Origin of the sequence: Streptomyces sp. 1-11 (genome assembly GCF_007176755.1) — a bacterium.
In the GTDB taxonomy this organism is placed as follows: Bacteria; Actinomycetota; Actinomycetes; order Streptomycetales; family Streptomycetaceae; genus Streptomyces.
Window position 1 is genome coordinate 110,236 of sequence record NZ_BJTV01000020.1, and the last position, 20,078, is coordinate 130,313.

The following is a 20,078-nucleotide window of genomic DNA, read 5'->3' on the forward strand; positions in this document are numbered from 1 at the left end:
AATGGATCTGGTACTCGACCCGCCGCGCGGAGTCGCGCCGATCCTGCTGGGCATGACGCTCGACGAGGCGGTCGCCGCGGCGTCCGGCTGGGGCGAGCCCCGCGTGCTTCGGCGCCCGAGCCGGAACTCCGCGAAGGCGTCCTGGACCCTCGAGCACGTCGGCGTACAGGCCCTGGCCGAGGGCGGCACCCAGGTCACCGCGATCGAGCTGTGGTGGCCCGGCGAGGGCCGCACGTCCAGCACGCGTGTCCTGCTCGAAGGGGACGAGGTGTTCACCACCCCGGCCGCGGACCTCTTCCGGAGCGCCACCGAGCGGGGCTGGACGGTCGACACCTCGGAGCCCGAGTACCCGGTGATCCCGGGGGTCTCACTGGGCTTCACCCGGCAGACCTCCCAGGAGGTGCAACGGGACGCCGACGGCCTGCCGAGGTACGTCACGTCGGTACTGGTGGGCGGAGCGGACTACTACAACTACCGCTATGAGGACCGGGGCTGAGCGCGGATCAGCCTTCGAGGCGTCCCGGCCCGGCACGCCTCGACTTTCCACCTCGCCAACCTGCGGAGGCCGCGGCACTTTCACGTCCGTCCACACGGTTTTGCCGGGGTCGCGGCGGCGGTCGGTGACACCCGGTTGTCGACCGGAGCGGTGACGAGGAGCAGCCCGTGTTCGGACTCCGCATCGGGGTTTGGAAGTCCCGGCCGGGACCCGCCCGAGACGTCCGCCGAATCGGCGGTCGGGCCCTGAGGTGTCAGGGTGTTCGGGCACCCCCGAGCCGCCCGCGCGTACCTACTCCGGCGGCGTAGGCGTCTCGGCGTTGCGGTACATCGCCTGGACGTCCAGTTCCAGCTGTACCGTCGGGCCGACCACCGCGATGCCGCGGGCCAGCATGGAGCGCCAGTTGAGGGTGAAGTCCTCGCGGTGCAGCTCCGCCCTCGCCAGGGCCGCGCAGCGGAGTTCCTGTTCGTAGCCGCCGTTCACGGTGCCGAGGTAGGTCGTGTCCAGGCCCACGGAGCGGCTGGTGCCGTGCATGGTGAGGGTGCCGTTCAGGGTCCACCGGGAGCCGCCGCGGTAGACGAAGCGGTTGCTGGTGAAGTCGATGTACGGGAAGCGCTCGACGTCCAGGAAGTCGGCGGAACGCAGGTGGTTGTCGCGGGTCTTGTTGCCCGTGGTGATGCTGGAGGCGTCGATGCGTACCGAGACCTGGGAGTCGGTCACGTCCTGGGTGACGCGGATGCCGCCTGTGAAGCGGGTGAAGCGGCCGTGGACGTGGGCCATCCCGACGTGCTTGGCGATGAACCGGATCGCGGTGTGCGGCGGGTCGAACAGCCAGGTGCCGGGCGGCGGGAGTTCCAGTTGGCGGGCGGGCAACAGCGCGATGCGGGCCGGGGCGAGGGCGGCGCCGGCGGCTATGTCCACGTTGCTGCGGGCCGGGGTGAGGCCTTCCGACGAAGCCATCACGCTGTAGGCGCCGGGCGGCAGTGCCGCCATGAACAGGCCGTACGGGTCCGTGGTGCCGCGCGCGACGACGCGGTGGCTGTCCAGCGCGGTCACCGTGATCTCGGCACCGGGCATCGGCTGCCCCATGGGATCGACGACCTCGCAGCCGTACGCGCCCGCACCGGCCGGCAGGGGCACCGGCATGCCCGGCGCGGCACCGAAAGCGTCGCGGGAACGCCGACGCCTGAGCAGTCCGAGGGCCATGCTGTCTACCTTTCCTCGCACGTGTCACGGCCGCGGGGCCGTGCCTGAGCCGGCGTCCCACGGTCGCCAAGGCGCGCCTGGGGCTGGTTGCAGGCGCGACGAAGTCAACTGTTCAACGATCATAGGCAGACGGCGTGAGGTGGTTCGCCGTCGAGGTCGGTGCACGGAATGATGGTCTGGTGTGCCGGATCGCCGGTAAACGCCGTGATCATGGGCCCTACGGTCCTTGCTGACTTCCCTCGCTTTGCATCGGTGCTGTGGTGAACACCACCCGGAGCGGGATGGTGTTCACGTGCGGTTCGCCGTTCTCTCACGAGGTCCACACGCCCGACGGGTCTCCGGCAGCCCTGTCTCCGGCCATCCGCCGACTGAACCGGATTTCGACGCCGTACGTACCTCCCGGCGTGGAAGGATCGCTCACCGTGAGCGCTACGGAGATTCATCCAGTCATGTCCGCCATGTCCGCGAACCGCTTCGCCCTGCGCCGGGCCGGAGCCGTCGTCGCCCTCAGCGGTCTCGGTGTTCTCGCCGCGGCCGGGGTCGCCTCCGCGCATGTCACCGTCCACCCGGAGAGTTACGCCAAGGGGGCCACGGACGGCGTGCTGACCTTCCGGGTGCCCAATGAGGAGGACACCGCCTCCACCAGCAAGGTGCAGGTCTTCCTGCCGACCGACCATCCTGTCCTCGGAGTCCTCGTTCACCCGCAGGACGGATGGAAGCCGAAGGTGACCACCACCAAGCTGAGGACGCCGGTGAAGACCGATGACGGGACCATCACCGAGGCCGTCTCCCAGATCACCTGGACCGGCGGGAAGATCGGGGCGGGGGAGTACGCGGACTTCGACGTCGCCTTCGGACAACTGCCGGACAACACCGGTCAGTTGACCTTCAAGACGCTGCAGACCTACTCCGACGGCAAGATCGCCCGGTGGATCGAGGCGCCCAGTGGCGGTGAGGAGGCGGAGAATCCGGCGCCCACGCTCAAGCTGACGGAAGGCGGAGGAGAGGCTCCGGCCCCTGCGGCGGCGAAGGGCGGGGACACCGGCACCGCGAGTACGGTGGCGGCCGACGAGAGCGACGGTACCGCCCGTGGGCTCGCTGTCGGGGGACTCGTCGTAGGGGTGCTGGGGCTGGCCGCGGCCGTCTTCGCCATCGTGCGGGGGCGGTCCCCGAGGACGGGCGCGTAGCCGGCCTCGCTCAGCGGCGGATCAGGCCCAGGTCCGTCGCCGTGGCCACGGCGGCGGTGCGGGAGTCGACGCCGAGTTTGGTGTAGGTGCGGGCCAGGTGGGACTTGACGGTGCCCTCGGTGAGGTGGAGCCGCCGGCCGATCGCCTGGTTGGACAGGCCCTCGGCGACCAGGGTCAGGACCTCCGTCTCGCGCCGGGTCAGGGCCACGGCGGGGCTGCGCAGGCGGTTCATCAGGCGGTCGGCGACGGTCGGGGCCAGCGCGGTGCGGCCGGCGGCGGCCGTGCGCACCGCGGCCGCCAGCTCCTCGGGGTGGGCGTCCTTGAGGAGGTAGCCGGTGGCGCCGGCCTCGATGGCGGGCAGTGTGTCCGCGTCGGAGTCGTAGGTGGTGACGATCAGGACCCGCGGGGCGGCGGGGCGGGCGGTGATGCGGGCCGTGGCCTCGGCGCCGCCCATACCCCGGCCGAACTGCAGATCCATCAGGACGACGTCGATGTCACCCTGGGCGGCGCGGGTGACCGCCTCCTCGGCGGTCGCCGCCTCGGCCACCACCACGATGCCGGGCTCGGTCTCCAGCACGGCCCGCAGCCCGGCCCGTACCACCGGGTGGTCGTCGGCCAGCAGCAGGCGGATGGGAGTGCTGGGTGTGGTGGTGGGATCGGGGGTGCCGGACATGGCCGGGCTCGGGTTGTCGGGTGCGGCTGGGCTGGGTGTGCCGGGGACGGCTGAGCTCGGGTTGTCGGGCATGGCTGCACCGGATGCGCCGGGGACGGCCTGGCCGGGGTCTCCGGGCACGGCGGAGCCGGGGTTGCCGGATGTGGCCGGGCTCGCGGTCTCGGGCGTTGCCTGGCTGAGGCCGCCGGGCGCGGCCGGACTGGAGTTGCCGGGTGCATCCGGGTTCGGGCTGCCCTGTGTGGCTGCGATGGGGCTGTCGGTCATGAGTGGGCCTCGGGGTCGCCGGCTTCGGGTTCGTGCGCGCCGGGGGTCCCGGACGTGCGCGGGGTCTCGGGTGCCGGTGCGGGTGGGGTCAGGGGGAGCCGGGCGGAGAGGGATGTGCCGCGGCCGGGGGAGGAGTGGATCGTGAGGGTGCCGCCCAGGGCGTCCATGCGGGCGCGCATCGCGGCGAGGCCGAAGCCGCCGTCGTCCGGGTCGGGGGGTGGCAGCAGGGCGGGGTCGAAGCCGGTGCCGTCGTCCGCGATGTCCACGGCGACGGAGTCGCCGCGGTGGGTCAGGGTGACGTCGGCGGTGGTGGCGCCGGCGTGGCGGACGGTGTTGGCCAGGGCGGACTGGGTGACCCGCAGGAGGGCGACCTCGTGCGCGGTGGGCAGGGCGACCGGGGTGCCGGTGAGGTGGAAGCGGGCGGTGAGGGGGTGGCGTGCGGAGGCCGTGGCGCACAGGCGCTCCAGCGCGTCGGCCAGTGTGGTGCCCTCCAGGGCCGGCGGGGTGAGGGCGGCGACGAAGCGGCGGGCCTCGGCGAGGTTGTCCACGGCCGCCTGACGGGCCTGGTCCACATGGCGGGCGGCGGCCTCGGGCCTGGCGGGCAGGGCGCGCTCGGCGGCGCGCAGCAGGAGCTGGATGCTGGTCAGGCCCTGGGCGAGGGTGTCGTGGATCTCGCGGGCCAGGCGTTCGCGTTCGGCGAGCACCCCGGCGGTGTGCTGGGCCCGGGCCAGATCGGCGCGGGTGGCGGTCAGTTCCTCGATCAGCCGGCGGCGCCGCTCGCTCTCCCGGTACAGGGCCTGGTACCCCCACACCACCGCCACGGCCACGGCGGCGCCCAGTGCCGGTCCGATCACCATGGCGAGGCTGAAGGCGTGCTGGTGGGCGGCGAAGGCGGTGATCGCGGCGAGCGCTGTGACCACGACCGCCGCCAGGGCGGTCCGGCGCGGCAGCAGGTGGAGCTGGAGGAAGTACAGGGGGAAGGCCAGCCAGACGCCGTCGGCGGAGAGGGCCAGCAGCACCAGCCAGACGGCGCCGAGGCAGGACAGCCACACCGTCGCCGCCCTGCGTGACCCGCGTACCCGGGGGAGCAGCGGGCCGGCCGCGTACACCAGGCCGCAGGCCACGGCGGCGGCCGCGGTCGCCCCGGCGTGCGGTCCGCCGTCGGTCAGGGCCCGCCCGGCGGCCAGCGCGAGCAGGCCGGCGATCAGCAGGTGCAGACACGAGGCCAGGACCCGGCTGGTGGGGGTCAGGGCCCAGGCAGCGGCGGCGGCAGGGGGAGTGGCGGGGGGAGAGACGTTCACAGTGCCTCCAGGCTACGGAGGCGGACCCCCGCGGGGCCTCCGTCGAAAGTTACAACCCGGACGCCGCCTTTCCGGCCGGTGAATACGGTCCCCCGCCAGATGCCCGGCCGGGCCGCCCTGGGCGACGGTGGGGACCTGAACGACGTCGACCGACCGGCACCCGCCGACGTCGGCACCCGCCGTCGTCGGCGCCCACAACGACGGCACCCACCGACATCGCCACCCACGACGTCGCCGCCCACCGCCGCCGACGCCCACCCATGTCGACAAGCACCCATGTCGACACCCATCGAAAGGACAGGCCACCCCGTGTTCGTAGCCTGGAGAGACCTGAGGTTCGCCAAGGGGCGGTTCGCCCTGATGGGGACCGTCATCGTGCTGATCACCCTGCTGGTCGGGCTGCTGTCCGGGCTGACGGCCGGGCTCGGCCGGCAGAACGTCTCCGCGATCACCGGGCTGCCCGCGGACCGGATCGCCTTCCAGGCGCCCACCGGCGGACAGGGCCTGTCCTACTCCGACTCCACCGTCACCGCACGCCAGTGGCGGCAGTGGTCCGAGGCGCCGGGCGTAGAGCGTGCGGAACCGCTGGGGATCACGACGACCAGGGCCACCGCCGGGGACCGCAGCGCCGCGGTCTCCGCGTTCGGCGTGCAGCCCGGCTCCTCGCTGGCCCCGGAGGGCCGGCGGATCGACGGCCGGTCGGCGGTGCTGTCCACCACGGCCGCACGCGACCTCGGGCTCGCCCCCGGCGGGTCGCTCACCCTGGCCGGGCACCGGCTCACCGTCGCCGCCGTCCGGGGCGACGCCTCCTTCAGCCACACCCCGGTGATCTGGACCAGCCTGGACACCTGGCGGCGGACCGCGCCGCCGGCCACGGGCCCGGCCGACGGTCCCACCGCCACCGCCACCGCCACCGTCATCGCCCTGCGCACCACCTCCGGGGCCGACGTCACCGCCATCGACCGGCGGGCGGGCACCAGGACGGTCGCCACCTCGGACTCTTTGTCCGCCATCGGCTCCTACACCTCGGAGAACGGCTCCCTGCAGCTCATGCGCGGGTTCCTGTTCGCCATCTCGGCGCTGGTCATCGGGGCCTTCTTCACCGTGTGGACCATCCAGCGCAGCGGCGACGTCGCCGTGCTCAAGGCGCTCGGCGCCTCCACCGCGAGCCTGCTCGGGGACGCCCTCGGCCAGGCCGTGGTCCTGCTCGTCGGCGGCACCCTGGCCGGGACCGGCCTGGCCGCCGCCGTCGGCGCCCTCGTGGTCGGCTCGGACGTGCCGTTCCTGCTGAGCCCCGGCACGGTGCTCGTGCCCGCCGCGGTGATGGTCCTGCTCGGCACCCTCGGCGCCGGCCTGTCCATCCGCCGCATCACCTCCGTCGACCCGCTGACCGCCCTGGGGAGCGCCCGATGAGCCTGGAACTGACCGACATCACCCTCACCTACGCGGACGGCGACACCCGGCTGACCGCCCTGGACCGAGTCACGCTCCAGGTCCCCAAGGGCAGTCTCACCGCTGTCGTCGGCCCCTCCGGTTCCGGCAAGTCCAGCCTGCTGGCCGTCGCCGCCACCCTGATCACGCCCGACGCCGGCACCGTCACCGTCGACGGCACCGCCACCGCCGGCCTCAGCCGGGGCGAACTCGCCGAACTGCGCCGGCACCGGATCGGCATCGTCTTCCAGCAGCCCAACCTGCTGCCCTCCCTCACCGCCGCCGAGCAGCTCCAGGTCATGGCCCGGATGGGCGGCCGCGGCGCGGGCCGCTCCCGGGCCCGGGTCCTCGAACTCCTCGACGCGGTGGGCCTGGTGGACCAAGCGCACCGGCGGCCCCACCAGCTCTCCGGCGGCCAGCGGCAGCGCGTCAACATCGCCCGTGCCCTGATGAACGACCCCACCGTCCTGCTGGTCGACGAACCCACCAGCGCCCTCGACCACGAACGCGGCGCCGCCGTCGTCGAGCTGATCGCCCGGCTCACCCGCGAACGAGCCACCGCCACCGTCCTGGTCACCCACGACCGCGCCCACCTGACCGCCGCCGACCGGGTGGCCGAGGTCCACGACGGACGCCTCCGCCGTCCCGCACCGACCGGCTGACGGCGGCACCGACCGGCTGACGGCGGCGCGGAAGGAACAGCGCAGGCGGCGCGGAAGGACTAGCGAGGGCGCCGCAGAAGGAACGGCGCAGGCGGCGATGCGCCCGCGAAGGGGCGCCCCGTCACCGGGGCGCCCCGAAGCCCCGCGTTCTCAGCGCGCCGCCAACTCCAGCTCCCGCAGCAGCGGTTCGCCGACCACCTGCTCACCCACCCCATCGGCGACGGAACACCCGCCCTCACCCATAGAGGAGTTACGCCACAGCCACACCACGTCCCGGCCGAACGACCACACCAGTGAGCCCAGCGACAGCAGGACGACCGCCAGGTTCGCCGGGGGCGGCAGCAGGTCCGCGCCGGCCAGCAGCAGGCAGACGCCCTGGAGGGCGGCGACCGTCTTGCGGGCGAAGGACGGCGGCAGCGGGGCGTTCAGCCAGGGGGCGACACGGGCCGCCGCGACGAACGCGTACCGCATGCCGCCGATCAGCAGCACCCATGGGCCAAGGCGCGTCGACACATACACGCTCAGCACCAGGATCAGGAACGCGTCGACCTCCATGTCGAAGCGGGCGCCGAGCGCGGATGAGGTGCCGGTGCGGCGGGCCACCTTGCCGTCCACGCCGTCCAGCAGCAGCGCCACGGCGGTCAGGCCGACCAGCAGCGTCACCGGCGGCGCGCTCTCGAAGGAGTCCGCGACCAGCGCGGTCACCCCGCCGACCAGGGTGGCCCGGCCGAGGGTGACCCGGTTGGCGGGGCCGAAGGAGCTGAGCCGGGAGCGGTGCAGGGCGCGGGAGAGGACCGCCCAGGTGGCGAACGCGAAGACCAGCCCCGTCAGCCAGCCGGCCGGCCCCATGCCGAACGCCGAGCCGAGCAGGGCCAGCAGCAGGATCTGCACGCCCGCTCCGACAGCGGTCTCCTGCTGGAGCCTCGCGTCATACGTGTTGTTCAGGGCCACCGCACACCCTCCGGCCGAGTGACAGAGTCGATCAACGCCGCGTACTGTGCGCGGCCTGTGCACATCTCGGTACGTGAACAACTTCCCGATCGTTCAGGAGGATGCCGATGAACCGGTCGGCCCGCGCGTTCTGGCTGAGCTCCCCGGGAGCCGGTGAGCTGCGCGACGTCACCCTCGCGGAGCCGGGCGAGGGCGAGGTCCTGGTCCGCACGCTGTACTCCGGAGTGAGCCGCGGCACGGAGACGCTGGTGTTCCGCGGCGGCGTGCCGGAGTCCCAACACGCGGTGATGCGGGCGCCGTTCCAGGAGGGCGACTTCCCCGCGCCGGTGAAGTACGGCTACCTGAACGTCGGCGTCGTCGAGGAGGGCCCGCGTGAGCTGATCGGCCGTACGGTGTTCTGTCTGTATCCGCACCAGAGCCGTTACGTCGTTCCGGTGAACGCGGTGACCGTGGTGCCCGACCGGGTGCCCGCCGGCCGGGCCGTGCTCGCCGGGACCGTGGAGACCGCGGTGAACGCCCTGTGGGACGCGGCGCCCCTGATCGGCGACCGGATCGCGGTGGTCGGCGGCGGCATGGTCGGCTGCTCGGTCGCCGCGCTGCTCGCCCGTTTCCCCGGCGTACGGCTGCAGCTCGTCGACGCGGACCCGGACCGCGCCCGGACCGCAGCGGCGCTCGGCGTGGACTTCGCCGCGCCCGGTGACGCCCTCGGCGACTGCGACCTCGTCGTGCACGCCAGCGCCACCGAGCAGGGCCTGGCCCGTTCCCTGGAACTCCTCGCCCCCGAGGGCACGGTGGTCGAACTGAGCTGGTACGGCGACCGGCGCGTCACCCTGCCGCTCGGCGAGGCCTTCCACTCCCGCAGGCTCACCGTGCGCGGCAGCCAGGTCGGCACCGTCTCCCCGGCCGCCCGCGCCGGGCGCGGCTACGCGGAACGGCTGGCGCTCGCCCTCGACCTGCTCGCCGATCCGGCCCTGGACGCCCTCATCACCGGCGAGAGCGCCTTCGAGGAGCTGCCCGAGCTGATGCCCAGGCTCGCCTCCGGCGAGATCCCGGCCCTGTGCCACCGCATCGACTACACCGGCGGCGGCCCGTCCCGGCCATGACGAGAGCGGCCCGGCGCCTGGCGGACAGAAGCGGCCTGACCTGAGAAGAGAGTGAGAGGAGGCTGAACGCGGGGAAGTCAGGAGCCGTACTACACGGCAATCCCCGGCAGGTGACCGCCGGGGCATCAGACGCGCCGCACCTGGAGGGTCGTCCGTTGTTCAGCATCACCGTCCGCGATCACATCATGATCGCCCACAGCTTCCGCGGCGAGGTGTTCGGACCCGCGCAGCGCCTGCACGGCGCCACGTTCCTGGTGGACGCCACGTTCCGCCGTGAAGAGCTGGACGAGGACAACATCGTCGTCGACATCGGTCTGGCCACCCAGGAACTGGGCGCCGTCGTCGCCGAGCTGAACTACCGCAACCTCGACGACGAGCCGGAGTTCGCCGGGATCAACACCTCCACCGAGTTCCTGGCCAAGGTCGTCGCCGACCGGCTCGCCGAACGCGTCCACAAGGGCGCCCTCGGCGAAGGGGCCAGGGGCCTCACCGGCCTCACCGTCACCCTGCACGAGTCGCACATCGCCTGGGCGAGTTACGAGCGTGCCCTGTGACCGGGACGACGACCGCGCAGACCACGCAGAAGGCGCGGCTCGCCTACGTGCCCGCGCAGCCCACCGCCCCCGAGCCCGGGATCATCCCCATGTCCCTGCGCACCGTGCACTTCGTCATGCCGGGCGGCGTCGACGACCCGGCCGCGCCGAGCGGCGGCAACGCCTACGACCGCCGGGTCTGCCTGGACCTGCCGGGCTTCGGCTGGCAGGCCGTCCGGCATCCGGTGCCCGGCGGCTGGCCGCGCCCCGCCCGCGCCGACCGCGACGTGCTCGCCCGCACCCTGCGGGAACTGCCGGACGACGCCGTCGTCCTGCTCGACGGCCTGGTCGCCTGCGGCGTGCCGGAGATCGTCGTCCCCGAGGCGCAGCGGCTGCGCCTCGCGGTGCTGGTGCACCTGCCGCTCGGCGACGAGACCGGTCTCGACCCGGCGGTGGCCGCCGCCCTGGACGCCCGCGAGCGGGAGGTGCTGCGGGCGGCGGGCGCGGTGATCGCCACCAGCGACTGGGCCGTCCGCCGGATCGTCTCCCACCACGGCCTCGCCCCGCAGCGGGTGCACGCCGCCGCCCCCGGCGCCGACATCGCGCCCCTCGCGCCCGGCACCGACGGCGTCTCCCGGCTGCTCTGCGTCGCCGCCGTCACCCCGCGCAAGGGCCAGCACCGGCTGGTGGAGGCGCTGGCCGCGGTGACCGACCTGCCGTGGAGCTGCGTGTGCGTCGGCGGGCTCACCCAGGACCCGGAGTACGTGGCCCGGCTGCGCGGCCTGATCCGTGAACGCGGCCTTGAGGACCGGCTGCTGCTCGCCGGGCCGCGGGCCGGCGCCGAGCTGGACGCGGCCTACGCGTCGGCCGACCTGATGGTCCTCACCTCGTACGCGGAGACCTACGGCATGGCCGTCACCGAGGCGCTCGCCCGCGGGGTCCCGGTGCTGGCGACCGACGTCGGCGGGGTGTCCGAGGCGGTCGGCCGCGCCCCCGACGGCGGCGTCCCGGGCATCCTCGTCCCGCCGGAGGACCCGGCCGCGTTCGCCGCCGAACTGCGCGGCTGGTTCGGCGAACCCGATGTGCGCCGCCGGCTGAAGGCCGCGGCCCGCGGCCGGCGTGCGGCGCTCGGCGGCTGGGCGGCGACCGCCCGCAACCTGGCCGGAGTCCTCGGCCGGCTCCCCGAGGCGCCGAGGAGGGCGGCATGACGGACACCCGGACGGCGACCGGCGGCGTCCCCGCCCAACCAGGGCTCGACGGGGCCGGGTTCGTCCCCGGCGGAGAGGAGGCGGCGATGGGATCCGGTGCGCGCGACGCCGACCCGCACGGCGTGATCGCCGGTGCCGGGCCCGTGACCGGCTCCGGCGAACGGGCCACCGTGAGACTGCGGGACGGCGAGCCGCAGGAGCCGCCGCGGTACGCGCCCGAATGGCTGCGGCTGCGGGAACCGGCCGACGCGGCGGCACGGGCCGGGGACCTGCTGGACCCGCTGCGCGTCCGGCTGGCCGGCGGGTCCGGCGGGCCGGGCGGGCTGACGGTGCACGACCTCGGCTGCGGCACCGGCTCGATGGGCCGCTGGCTCGCGCCCCGGCTGGACGGCGCCCAGCACTGGGTGCTGCACGACCGCGACGCCTACCTGCTGCACTTCGCCGCCGTGGGCTCCCCGCGCGTCTCCGCCGACGGCGGCGCGGTCACGGTCGAGACGCGGCGCGGCGACGTCGCCCGGCTCACCCCGGACGCGCTGACCGGTGCCGGTCTCGTGACCGCCTCCGCGCTGCTGGACGTCCTCACCCGCGAGGAGGTCGGCACCCTCGCCGCCGCCTGCGCCGGCGCGGGCTGCCCCGCCCTGCTCACCCTGTCCGTCGCGGGCCGGGTCGAACTCACCCCGTCCGACCCGCTGGACGCCGAGATCGCCGAGGCGTTCAACGTCCACCAGCGGCGCGACGGGCTGCTCGGACCGGACGCGGTCACCGTGGCCTGCGAGGCGTTCGCCGAGCGGGGCGCCACCGTGCGGGTGCACCCGAGCCCCTGGCGGCTCGGCCCCGGGGAGTCCGCGCTGACCGCCCAGTGGCTGCGGGGCTGGGTGGGCGCGGCCGTCGAACAGCGGCCCGAACTGGCCGAGCGCGCCGGGCGCTGGCTGCGGGAGCGGCTGGCGGCGTGCGAGGCCGGTGAGCTGCGGGCGGTGGTCCACCACAGCGATCTGCTCGCGCTGCCCAAGTCGGCGGGCGGGACGGCGTCATGAGCGGACAGGCGGTGGAGACCGGCGCGCGGCCGCGCCGGGGGAGGGCGGTTGGATCCCGCCTGGTGCGGGTGATCCCACACGCGCGGATCCGGGCGGTGCGGGGCGGTGCCACGGCTCACGCGGTCCGGACGGCGGCGGAGCCCTCCGCGCCCGGGAGCGCCCGAAGCGACGCCGGCCACCGCCTGTTCCGCGGGCTGAACTCCCGCGCCGTGCGCACCCACGTTGGCACGGTCGCCGGCGCGGCCATCCTCGCCGGGCTGCTGTGGCGGCTCGGCACCGGTGTGCTGCTCGACGGGCTGCGGCGGATCGACTCGGCGTCGCTGCTGCTCGCCCTGGGCGTCGGCCTGGTCACCACCGTGTTCAGCGCGTGGCGCTGGCAGTTGGTGGCCCGCGGGCTGCGCATCCGGCTGCCGCTCGGGCCGGCCGTGGCCGACTACTACCGGGCGCTGTTCCTCAACGCCGCGCTTCCCGGCGGGGTGCTGGGCGATGTGCACCGGGCGGTACGGCACGGACAGAGCGCCGGTGACGTCCGGCGCGGGGTGAAGGCGGTCGTGCTCGAACGGGTCGCCGGTCAGGTCGCGCTGGCCGTGACCGGCGCGGTCGTGCTGGTGGTCCTGCCGTCTCCGGTCCGGGACGAGGTGCGGGGCTTCGCACCGCCGGCGGCGCTCGCCGCGGCGGGCGCGCTAGCCGTCGCCCTCGCCGTCCGGCTGAACCGCGCGCCCTCCCGCCGCGGCGGCGCCCTGCGCTCCGCGCTCGGCGAGGCACGCCGGGGCCTGCTGTCGCGCGAGGCGGGGCCCGGGGTCGCGCTGTCCTCCGCCGTCGTACTGGCCGGGCACGTCGCGATGTTCGTGGTGGCGGCGCGGATCGCGGGATCGGCCGCGTCGGTGCCGGTGCTGCTGCCGCTCGCGGTGCTCGCCCTGGCCGCGATGGGGCTGCCGCTGAACGTGGGCGGTTTCGGGCCCCGCGAGGGCGTCACCGCCTGGGCGTTCGGCGCCGCCGGGCTCGGCGCGAGCAGCGGGGTGGCCGTGGCCGTGGTGTACGGGGTGCTGAGCTTCGTGGCGAGCCTGCCCGGCGCGGCCGTGCTCGTCGCCCGCTGGTACACCGGGCTGCGCGGCTACCCCCGTACCGCCGCCGGGCCGGAACCCGAGGTGAGCAGGCCCAAGAGGGCGCCGAACGACTCCGCCAGGCCGGCCAGCAGCTCCTTCCCCTTCTCCGCGGACCCCAGCGAAGGGCGGCCGATGACGCCCGATCCGGTGTAGGCGGACATTCCCACGGTAAGGAGATGACGACGGTCGTCAGCGGTGAAATCGGCGGACTCGTAACCAGGGCGGACCACTTCGGGGTGAGCGTGCAGCAGAATGGATGTCTCGATCTCGCCCGCGTGCATGTCGGTCAGCAGGGAGGTGAGCACCCCGGCCCGCTGCCGCGCAGCCTCCCAGTCCTCGGCGGCCGGGAACAGCGCCATCCGCTCCCCGCGCGCGGAGGCCTCCTGGACGACGTTGCCCAGCACGTAGTTGCCGCCGTGGGCGTTCACCACGACGAGCGCCTCGACACCCGAGCGGCGCAGCGAGTCGGCGATGTCCCGGACCACCGCGTGCAGGGTCACCGCGGAGACGCTGACGGTCCCCGGCCAGTCCGCGTGCTCGTGCGAGCAGCCGATCGTCACCGGCGGAAGGAGATGGACCGGATACGCGCCCGCGATCTCCCGGGCCACGGCACAGGCGACGAGCGTGTCGGTCGCCAGCGGAAGGAAGGGACCGTGCTGTTCGAAGCTGCCGACGGGAAGGACGGCGACCTGTGTTGAGACGCCCGCCGCCCGCATCCGTACGTCTTCCGTAGTGTCCGCCGGTACCACCCCGAAGCCGGTCGTGTCCGCGCCCGAACCACTCATCATTCCCGGCCCTTCGTCTCTGCTTAGGAATCAGATCATGACAGAAAACCTCGGTGTCCTCGGCGAGAAGTCCGCGCGGCGCTCGGGCGTGGAACGCGTCGTGAACGCCCCGCTGCCCACCGTGTACGGGCAGTTCCAGGCGATCGGCTACCTGGACCACGACCGCGGTGAGGAGCAGGTCGCGCTCGTGTACGGGGAGATCGGGACCGACAACGTGCTGACCCGGCTGCACTCGGAGTGCCTGACCGGGGACGCGTTCGGCTCCCGGCACTGCGAGTGCGGTGACCAGCTCGCCTCGGCGCTGCGCGCGGTGGCCGCCGAAGGCAGCGGCGTCGTCGTCTACTTGAGAGGGCACGAGGGCCGGGGCATCGGCCTGCTGGCCAAGTTGCGGGCGATGGCCCTGCAGGCGGAGGGCCTGGACACGGTCGAGGCGAACCTGGCGCTCGGACTGCCCGTCGACGCCCGGGACTACGGGGTGGCGGCCGGCATCCTGCACGACCTCGGGGTGCGCTCGGTCCGGCTGATGTCCAACAACCCGCGCAAGCGGGAGGCGCTGGTGCGGCACGGCGTCCAGGTCGCCGAGCAGGTGCCGCTGCTGATCGAGCCCTGCGAGAGCAACATCACCTATCTGCGCACCAAGCGCGAGCGGCTGGACCACGTGCTGCCCCACCTGGACGCGGTCGCCCACGGATCCTGAACGGGCGGGACCGGGCGGGGAGGCGAGGCGGCGACGACCCCGCCCCCTCGCCTGCCGCCCGGTTCGACTCCCGCCGGTCAGCCGTGCCGTCCGATGCGGTCGCCCGCGCGGCGGGACGTCCCGGCCTGGAGCTCAGGCGACGACGGCCTCGTGCACCAGGCGGCGCAGGTCCGGGAAGACCTTCAGCTTCTTCGGGCGGAGCTGGGTCATGAACTGGACGGTCAGGTCGTGGGCCGGGGCGACCCAGAAGGCGGTGGTGGCGACGCCGGTCCAGCCGTAGGTGCCGGGGCTCGTCGGGGCGAGGGTGCGCGCGGGGTCGACGACGACGGAGACGTTGAAGCCGAAGCCGAGGCCCTCGTTGGCGCGCACCCGGTGGACGGGGGCGCCGAAGGAGCTGAGCCGGGCGCCGCCGGGCAGTTGGTTGCGGGTCATCAGCGCGAGCGTCCCGGGCGACAGCAGGCGGGCGCCGTCCAGCTTCCCGCCCCGGCGCAGCATCTCCATGAACCGGTGGAAGTCCCCGGCGGACGCGACCAGGCCGCCGCTGCCGGACAGGAAACGCGGCCGGCCGCGCACCGGCAGCCCCGGGACCGGCGTGATACCGCCGTCCTCCGTCTCGCCGTACAACTCCGCCAGCCTGTCCGCCTGTTCGCCGGTGATGTGGAAGCCGGTGTCCGTCATCCCGAGCGGGCGCAGGATCCGCTCGGCGAAGAACTCGTCCAGCGGCTGTCCCGCGACCACCTCGATCACCCGGCCCAGCACGTTGGAGGCGACGGAGTAGTTCCACCGCGTGCCCGGCTCGAACTGCAGCGGCATGCGCGCGTACACCTCGACGGTCTCCGCCAGGTCCTTGCCGGGCGGCACCGAGTACTCGAGACCCGACTCCCGGTACAGCGCGTCGACGGGGTGCTCGTGGTAGAAGCCGAAGGTCAGGCCCGCGGTGTGGGTGAGCAGGTGCCGGATCAGGATCGGGCCGCGAGCCGGGCGGGTGCGCACGTCGGCACCCGAGCCGCCCTCGTAGACCCGCGGGCCGGCGAACGCGGGCAGGTGCTTGTCGAGCGGGTCGTCGAGGGACAGGCGGCCCTCCTCCACCAGCAGCAGCACCGCGACGGCGGTGACGGGCTTGGTCATGGAGTAGATCCGCCACAGGGTGTCCGCCGCCACGGGCAGCCCGGCCGCGCGGTCCCGGTGACCGTAGGCGGTGAGGTGCGCGACGCGGCCGCCGCGCGCCACCGACACCAGGTAGCCGGGCAGCCTTCCCTCGTCGACGAGACGGGCGAAGTGCCGGTCCAGCCGGTCGAGGGCCTTCGGGTCCAGTCCGGCCTCGTCCGGGTCGGCTTCCTGCCGCAGCTCAGCCATCGCTCTCCTCCGCTCGCGTCGTCACCGTGCGGCACGCGCCTCCCGCCGGCCGGAACGCCCGCACGGTCTCATCGTCCCGCAGGAACACCGGTCCGAACCCCTGTCCCGTCGGTGTGTGCGGCCGGCCGGGAATGCGCCGCCCGGCCCACCGAGTTGATCCGGGTATGACTCAGGACGCCACGCAGGAAGACGCACTGCTGAAGCTGCTCGGCGAGAGCAACGGCGGGGTGCTGGTCACCCTGAAGAAGGACGGCCGGCCCCAGCTCTCCAACGTCACCCACGTCTACTCTCCGGACGAGCGGATCATCCGGGTCTCGCTCACCGACGACCGGGCCAAGACCCGCAACCTGCGCCGGGATCCCCGCGCGTCGTACCACGTCACCACCGCCGACCGGTGGGCCTACGCGGTCGCCGAGGGCACCGCCGACCTCTCGCCGGTGGCGCGGGACCCGCACGACGAGACCGTGGAGGAACTGGTCCGGCTCTACCGGGACGTCTCCGGTGAACACCCGGACTGGGACGACTACCGGGCCGCCATGGTCCGCGACCGCCGGCTGGTGCTGCGGCTGCGCGTCGAGCGGGTGTACGGCATCCCGGAACGCTGAGCTACGGCGCCGTCGCCGCGGTCCGCGCCTCGAGCGCCCGCAGCACCGCCACCATGTCCTCGCCGCCGTGCCCCAGCGCCACCGTCTCCTCGAACAGGGCGTGACAGGCGTCCAGCAGCGGCGAGGCAAGGCCGGCCCTGCGGGCCGCCTCGGCGATGAGCCGGTTGTTCTTCAGCACGTCCAGGGCGGCCGCCTGCACCCCGAAGTCCCGCTCGCGCAGCTTGGGCGCCTTCATCCGCGACACCCCGCTGGCCATGGGGCCCGCGTCCAGCACGTCCAGGAACAGCCGCCGGTCGAGCCCTTGCCGCTCGGCGAAGTGGAACGCCTCGCTCAGCCCGGTCACCACGGTGATCAGGAAGAGGTTCACGGACAGCTTCATCAGCAGCGCGTCCGGCGCCGCACCGCACACGAACGTCTCCCGGCACAGCGGCGCCAGCAGCGGTCGCACGGCCTGCACGGCGGACTCGTCGCCCGCCAGCATGGCCACCAGCCGGCCCTCCTCCGCCGGGACGCGGGACCCCGAGACCGGCGCCTCGACGTACTGCCCGCCGGCCGCGCGTACGTCGGTCTGCAGGGCGTGGGAGTACTCGGGGGAGGTCGTGCCCATGTGCACGACGACGCGTGCGGCGACCCGTGCGGCGAAGTCCGGGGTGCCGCGGCCGAGGACGGTGTCGACCGCGGCCTCGTCGGCGAGCATCAGCAGCACCGTCCCGGCCCGGGCGAACACCTCGGCGGCGTCGGCCGCCACCCGGGCGCCCGCGGCGCGCAGCGGCTCGGCCCGCTCCGGCGTCCGGTTCCACACCACGAGCGGCGTGCCGGAGGCCGCCAGCCGCAGGGCCATGGGCTGGCCCATCACTCCGAGACCGATGAAACCGACGTCCATGGCGCGTCCTTCGTCCGGGCCGAGGCTCGCAGGCGGCACCTGCGGGTCGCTTATGACGGTCGTCATAGTAGCGGGCGTTATGACGTCGGTCATAGGCTGAAGGGCGTCAGAGGATCGGAGGCCCGTCATGGCGCAGTCGCGGTACGGACCGCGCGAGCGGATGGTGTTCAGCGCGGCCCAGCTCATCCGGCGGCACGGGGTCGCCGCGACCGGCATGCGGGACGTGGCCGCGCACGCCGGGGCGCCGCGCGGCTCGCTCCAGCACTACTTCCCGGGCGGCAAGGAGCAGCTGGTCGACGAGGCCGTGGCCTGGGCCGGCCGGTACGCCGGCAGGCGCGTCGCCCGGTTCCTCGCGGGGCTGGACGAGGCCACGCCGAGCGGACTGTTCGCGGGGATGGCCGCGCAGTGGACGGACGAGTACCGGGCGGACGGCTTCGCCGCCGGCTGCCCGGTCGCCGCCGCGACCGTGGACCGCGCCTCGGCGGACGGCTCCACCCGCGAGGCGGCGGCGGGCGCGTTCGCGGCCTGGCGCGGTCCGGTCGCCGAGGCGCTGACGGGCATGGGGGTCCCGGCGGCGCGCGCCGACTCCCTCGCCACGCTGATGATCAGCACCCTGGAGGGAGCGATCCTGCTGGCCCGGGCCGAGCGGGACGTCCGTCCGCTGGACACGGCGGTGCGGGAACTCGGCCCCCTGCTCGACTCCGCGGTGGAGCCGGCGGGCGAAGGGGCGGCGAGCGGCGCCTGAGGGCGGGCCTCAGCCGGCGGTGCGCTCCGCCGTGAGGTAGGCGACGACCAGGTCGCCGAGCATGGCGCGGTAGTGGTCGCGCCGCGCCGGATCGACGAGATCGCGGCCGAACAGCACGCCGAAGGTGTGCCGGTTGGCGACCCGGAAGAAGCAGAACGAGCTGATCATCGCGTGCAGGTCGACGGCGTCCACGTCGGCCCGGAACACCCCCGTCTCCTGCCCGGCGGCCAGGATCCGGCGGATAACCCCGAGGGCCGGGGAACCGATCCCCCCGAGCTTCTTCGACGCGGCGATGTGCTCGGCGCCGTGGATGTTCTCGATGCTGACCAGACGGACGAAGTCCGGGTGCCGCTCGTGATGGTCGAAGGCCAGCTCGGCCAGCCGCCGGACGGCCGCGACCGGGTCCAGGTGCTCGACGTCCAGTTGCCGCTCGGCCTCGCGGATCACGCCGTAGGCCCGCTCCAGGACGGCGGTGAAGAGCTGCTCCTTGCCGCCGAAGTAGTAGTAGATCATCCGCTTCGTGGTGCGGGTGCGGGCCGCGATCTCGTCGACCCGGGCGCCCTTGTAGCCGGCCCTGGCGAACTCCCGGGTGGCCACGTCGAGTATCTCGGCCCGGGTGCGGGCCGCGTCCCGCTGCTGCCCGCCGGGTCGTACCGGTTCGTCGACGCTGGTCATCGCATTCCTTCGGGCGTAGGGCCAGTGCCGGTGATTGTAGGAGCAGGGGCGGCACGCGCCGCGGCCCGGGCCACCTGAGGTGACCCGGGCCGTGTGGCGGGGCGGGCGCGGTCGCCGCCTGGGCGAACGCGCCTGCGGTCAGTCCTTCTTCGCCGACTCCACGGCGTGGCCGCCGAACTGGTTGCGCAGCGCGGCGATCATCTTCATCTGCGGGGAGTCGTCCTGCCGGGAGGCGAACCGCGCGAACAGCGAAGCGGTGATGGCGGGCAGCGGCACGGCGTTGTCGATGGCGGCCTCGACCGTCCAGCGGCCCTCGCCCGAGTCCTCCGCGTAACCGCGCAGCTTGCCCAGGTGCTCGTCCTCGTCCAGGGCGTTGACCGCGAGGTCCAGCAGCCAGGAGCGGATGACGGTGCCCTCCTGCCAGGAGCGGAACACCTCGCGGACGTTGTCCACCGACTTGACCTTCTCCAGCAGTTCCCAGCCCTCGGCGTAGGCCTGCATCATGGCGTACTCGATGCCGTTGTGGACCATCTTGGAGAAGTGCCCGGCGCCCACCCGGCCCGCGTGGACGTAGCCGTACGGGCCCTCCGGCTTGAGCGCCTCGAAGACCGGCCGCAGCCGCTCCACGTGCTCCTTGTCGCCGCCTACCATCAGCGCGTAGCCGTTCTCCAGGCCCCACACGCCGCCGGAGACGCCCGCGTCGACGAAGCCGATGCCCTTCACGCCCAGTTCGGCGGCGTGCTTCTCGTCGTCCGTCCAGCGGGAGTTGCCGCCGTCGACCACCGTGTCGCCCTCGGACAGCAGGTCCTTGAGCTCGTCGATGACGCCCTGCGTCGCCGTGCCGGCCGGGACCATCACCCAGACGGTGCGCGGCGCGTCCAGCTTCTCCACCAGCTCTTCGATGCTCTTGACGTCGGAGACTTCCGGATTGCGGTCGTAGCCGATGACGGTGTGGCCGGCGCGGCGGATCCGCTCGCGCATGTTGCCGCCCATCTTGCCGAGACCGATGAGACCGAGCTGCATGATCTGATCACTTCCTGAGAGAACGGTAGGCGGCGACGAGGGCTGTGGTGGAGGGGTCGAGGCCGGGGACCTCGGCGCCCTCGGTCAGGGCGGGTTCGATGCGCTTGGCGAGGACCTTGCCGAGTTCCACGCCCCACTGGTCGAAGGAGTCGAT

General features: G+C 73.9%; 21 protein-coding genes and 1 pseudogene. 12 read left to right on the top strand and 10 right to left on the bottom strand.

The genetic code is table 11. The features are described from left to right. Window position 1: 1 nt before the first annotated feature. Complete coding sequence (locus tag TNCT1_RS31635) at window positions 2-496, top strand: hypothetical protein (protein WP_143638990.1); 495 nt, start codon at window positions 2-4, stop codon at window positions 494-496. 291 nt (window positions 497-787) lie between these two features. Here TNCT1_RS31635 and TNCT1_RS31640 read toward each other — a convergent pair whose 3' ends face one another. Beyond that, window positions 788-1,702: a YceI family protein gene (locus tag TNCT1_RS31640; RefSeq protein ID WP_143638992.1), complete on the bottom strand. Its 915-nt coding sequence runs from the start codon at window positions 1,700-1,702 to the stop codon at window positions 788-790. Window positions 1,703-2,160: 458 nt separating this feature from the next. Between TNCT1_RS31640 and TNCT1_RS31645 the strand changes: the two genes are divergently transcribed. Continuing rightward, complete coding sequence (locus TNCT1_RS31645; RefSeq protein ID WP_143639030.1) at window positions 2,161-2,889, top strand: YcnI family protein; 729 nt, start codon at window positions 2,161-2,163, stop codon at window positions 2,887-2,889. A 10-nt stretch (window positions 2,890-2,899) separates the two neighbouring features. On the opposite strand, the gene TNCT1_RS31650 is transcribed toward TNCT1_RS31645, so the two are convergent. After that, complete coding sequence (locus TNCT1_RS31650; RefSeq protein ID WP_143639033.1) at window positions 2,900-3,562, bottom strand: response regulator transcription factor; 663 nt, start codon at window positions 3,560-3,562, stop codon at window positions 2,900-2,902. Window positions 3,563-3,822: 260 nt separating this feature from the next. Next, window positions 3,823-5,127 (bottom strand): sensor histidine kinase, encoded by a 1,305-nt coding sequence (locus TNCT1_RS31660; protein ID WP_174266514.1) that lies wholly within the window; start codon window positions 5,125-5,127, stop codon window positions 3,823-3,825. A 309-nt stretch (window positions 5,128-5,436) separates the two neighbouring features. Here TNCT1_RS31660 and TNCT1_RS31665 point away from each other — a divergent pair, with 309 nt between their 5' ends. Together TNCT1_RS31665 and TNCT1_RS31670 are read left to right on the top strand one after the other, a co-directional pair. Next, window positions 5,437-6,540 carry an ABC transporter permease gene (locus TNCT1_RS31665; RefSeq protein WP_143638994.1) on the top strand — a complete coding sequence of 368 codons (1,104 nt, stop codon included), beginning with the start codon at window positions 5,437-5,439 and terminating at the stop codon, window positions 6,538-6,540. Continuing rightward, complete coding sequence (locus tag TNCT1_RS31670; protein ID WP_143638995.1) at window positions 6,537-7,220, top strand: ABC transporter ATP-binding protein; 684 nt, start codon at window positions 6,537-6,539, stop codon at window positions 7,218-7,220. Before TNCT1_RS31665 ends, TNCT1_RS31670 begins: the two co-directional genes overlap by 4 nt. A 150-nt stretch (window positions 7,221-7,370) precedes the next feature. Here TNCT1_RS31670 and TNCT1_RS31675 read toward each other — a convergent pair whose 3' ends face one another. Next, entirely contained in the window at window positions 7,371-8,171 is an 801-nt protein-coding gene (locus TNCT1_RS31675) for a CDP-alcohol phosphatidyltransferase family protein (protein WP_235903007.1), read from the bottom strand. Between the two features lie 107 nt (window positions 8,172-8,278). On the opposite strand from TNCT1_RS31675, the gene TNCT1_RS31680 reads away from it, so the two are divergent. From TNCT1_RS31680 to TNCT1_RS36500, 5 genes and pseudogenes are all read left to right on the top strand, one after another. After that, complete coding sequence (locus TNCT1_RS31680; RefSeq protein ID WP_143638997.1) at window positions 8,279-9,274, top strand: zinc-binding alcohol dehydrogenase; 996 nt, start codon at window positions 8,279-8,281, stop codon at window positions 9,272-9,274. Between the two features lie 155 nt (window positions 9,275-9,429). After that, on the top strand, window positions 9,430-9,828 hold the full coding sequence (locus tag TNCT1_RS31685) for a 6-carboxytetrahydropterin synthase (RefSeq protein ID WP_143638999.1): 399 nt from the start codon (window positions 9,430-9,432) through the stop codon (window positions 9,826-9,828). Further along, window positions 9,825-11,015 carry a glycosyltransferase family 4 protein gene (locus TNCT1_RS31690; RefSeq protein WP_143639001.1) on the top strand — a complete coding sequence of 397 codons (1,191 nt, stop codon included), beginning with the start codon at window positions 9,825-9,827 and terminating at the stop codon, window positions 11,013-11,015. The genes TNCT1_RS31685 and TNCT1_RS31690 overlap by 4 nt, the downstream gene beginning before the upstream one ends. Then, on the top strand, window positions 11,012-12,049 hold the full coding sequence (locus TNCT1_RS31695) for a trans-aconitate methyltransferase (RefSeq protein ID WP_143639003.1): 1,038 nt from the start codon (window positions 11,012-11,014) through the stop codon (window positions 12,047-12,049). Before TNCT1_RS31690 ends, TNCT1_RS31695 begins: the two co-directional genes overlap by 4 nt. Next, a pseudogene (locus TNCT1_RS36500) lies at window positions 12,046-13,062 on the top strand (lysylphosphatidylglycerol synthase transmembrane domain-containing protein); the annotation flags it as partial. The gene TNCT1_RS31695 and the pseudogene TNCT1_RS36500, both read left to right, overlap by 4 nt. A 101-nt stretch (window positions 13,063-13,163) precedes the next feature. On the opposite strand, the gene TNCT1_RS31705 reads toward TNCT1_RS36500, so the two are convergent. Further along, window positions 13,164-13,940: a creatininase family protein gene (locus TNCT1_RS31705; RefSeq protein ID WP_143639039.1), complete on the bottom strand. Its 777-nt coding sequence runs from the start codon at window positions 13,938-13,940 to the stop codon at window positions 13,164-13,166. A 37-nt stretch (window positions 13,941-13,977) separates the two neighbouring features. Here TNCT1_RS31705 and ribA point away from each other — a divergent pair, with 37 nt between their 5' ends. Further along, on the top strand, window positions 13,978-14,637 hold the full coding sequence (gene ribA / locus TNCT1_RS31710) for a GTP cyclohydrolase II (RefSeq protein ID WP_143639007.1): 660 nt from the start codon (window positions 13,978-13,980) through the stop codon (window positions 14,635-14,637). Window positions 14,638-14,769: 132 nt separating this feature from the next. Here ribA and TNCT1_RS31715 read toward each other — a convergent pair whose 3' ends face one another. Beyond that, window positions 14,770-15,993 (bottom strand): serine hydrolase, encoded by a 1,224-nt coding sequence (locus TNCT1_RS31715; RefSeq protein WP_143639010.1) that lies wholly within the window; start codon window positions 15,991-15,993, stop codon window positions 14,770-14,772. 164 nt (window positions 15,994-16,157) lie between these two features. Between TNCT1_RS31715 and TNCT1_RS31720 the strand changes: the two genes are divergently transcribed. Next, a complete protein-coding gene (locus TNCT1_RS31720) occupies window positions 16,158-16,598 on the top strand; it encodes a PPOX class F420-dependent oxidoreductase (RefSeq protein WP_143639012.1) in 441 nt (146 codons plus the stop codon). A gap of 1 nt (window position 16,599) precedes the next feature. On the opposite strand, the gene TNCT1_RS31725 is transcribed toward TNCT1_RS31720, so the two are convergent. Then, window positions 16,600-17,481 carry an NAD(P)-dependent oxidoreductase gene (locus TNCT1_RS31725; RefSeq protein WP_143639041.1) on the bottom strand — a complete coding sequence of 294 codons (882 nt, stop codon included), beginning with the start codon at window positions 17,479-17,481 and terminating at the stop codon, window positions 16,600-16,602. Window positions 17,482-17,608: 127 nt separating this feature from the next. Here TNCT1_RS31725 and TNCT1_RS31730 point away from each other — a divergent pair, with 127 nt between their 5' ends. Then, complete coding sequence (locus tag TNCT1_RS31730) at window positions 17,609-18,226, top strand: TetR/AcrR family transcriptional regulator (protein WP_143639014.1); 618 nt, start codon at window positions 17,609-17,611, stop codon at window positions 18,224-18,226. 9 nt (window positions 18,227-18,235) lie between these two features. On the opposite strand, the gene TNCT1_RS31735 is transcribed toward TNCT1_RS31730, so the two are convergent. From TNCT1_RS31735 to TNCT1_RS31745, 3 genes are all read right to left on the bottom strand, one after another. Beyond that, the gene (locus TNCT1_RS31735; RefSeq protein ID WP_143639016.1) at window positions 18,236-18,901 is read right to left on the bottom strand and encodes a TetR/AcrR family transcriptional regulator; all 666 of its coding nucleotides are present in this window, start codon (window positions 18,899-18,901) and stop codon (window positions 18,236-18,238) included. Between the two features lie 138 nt (window positions 18,902-19,039). After that, entirely contained in the window at window positions 19,040-19,924 is an 885-nt protein-coding gene (gene gnd / locus TNCT1_RS31740; RefSeq protein WP_143639018.1) for a phosphogluconate dehydrogenase (NAD(+)-dependent, decarboxylating), read from the bottom strand. 7 nt (window positions 19,925-19,931) lie between these two features. Beyond that, a partial coding sequence (locus TNCT1_RS31745) for a hypothetical protein (RefSeq protein ID WP_143639020.1) occupies window positions 19,932-20,078 on the bottom strand: 147 nt, incomplete at its 5' end.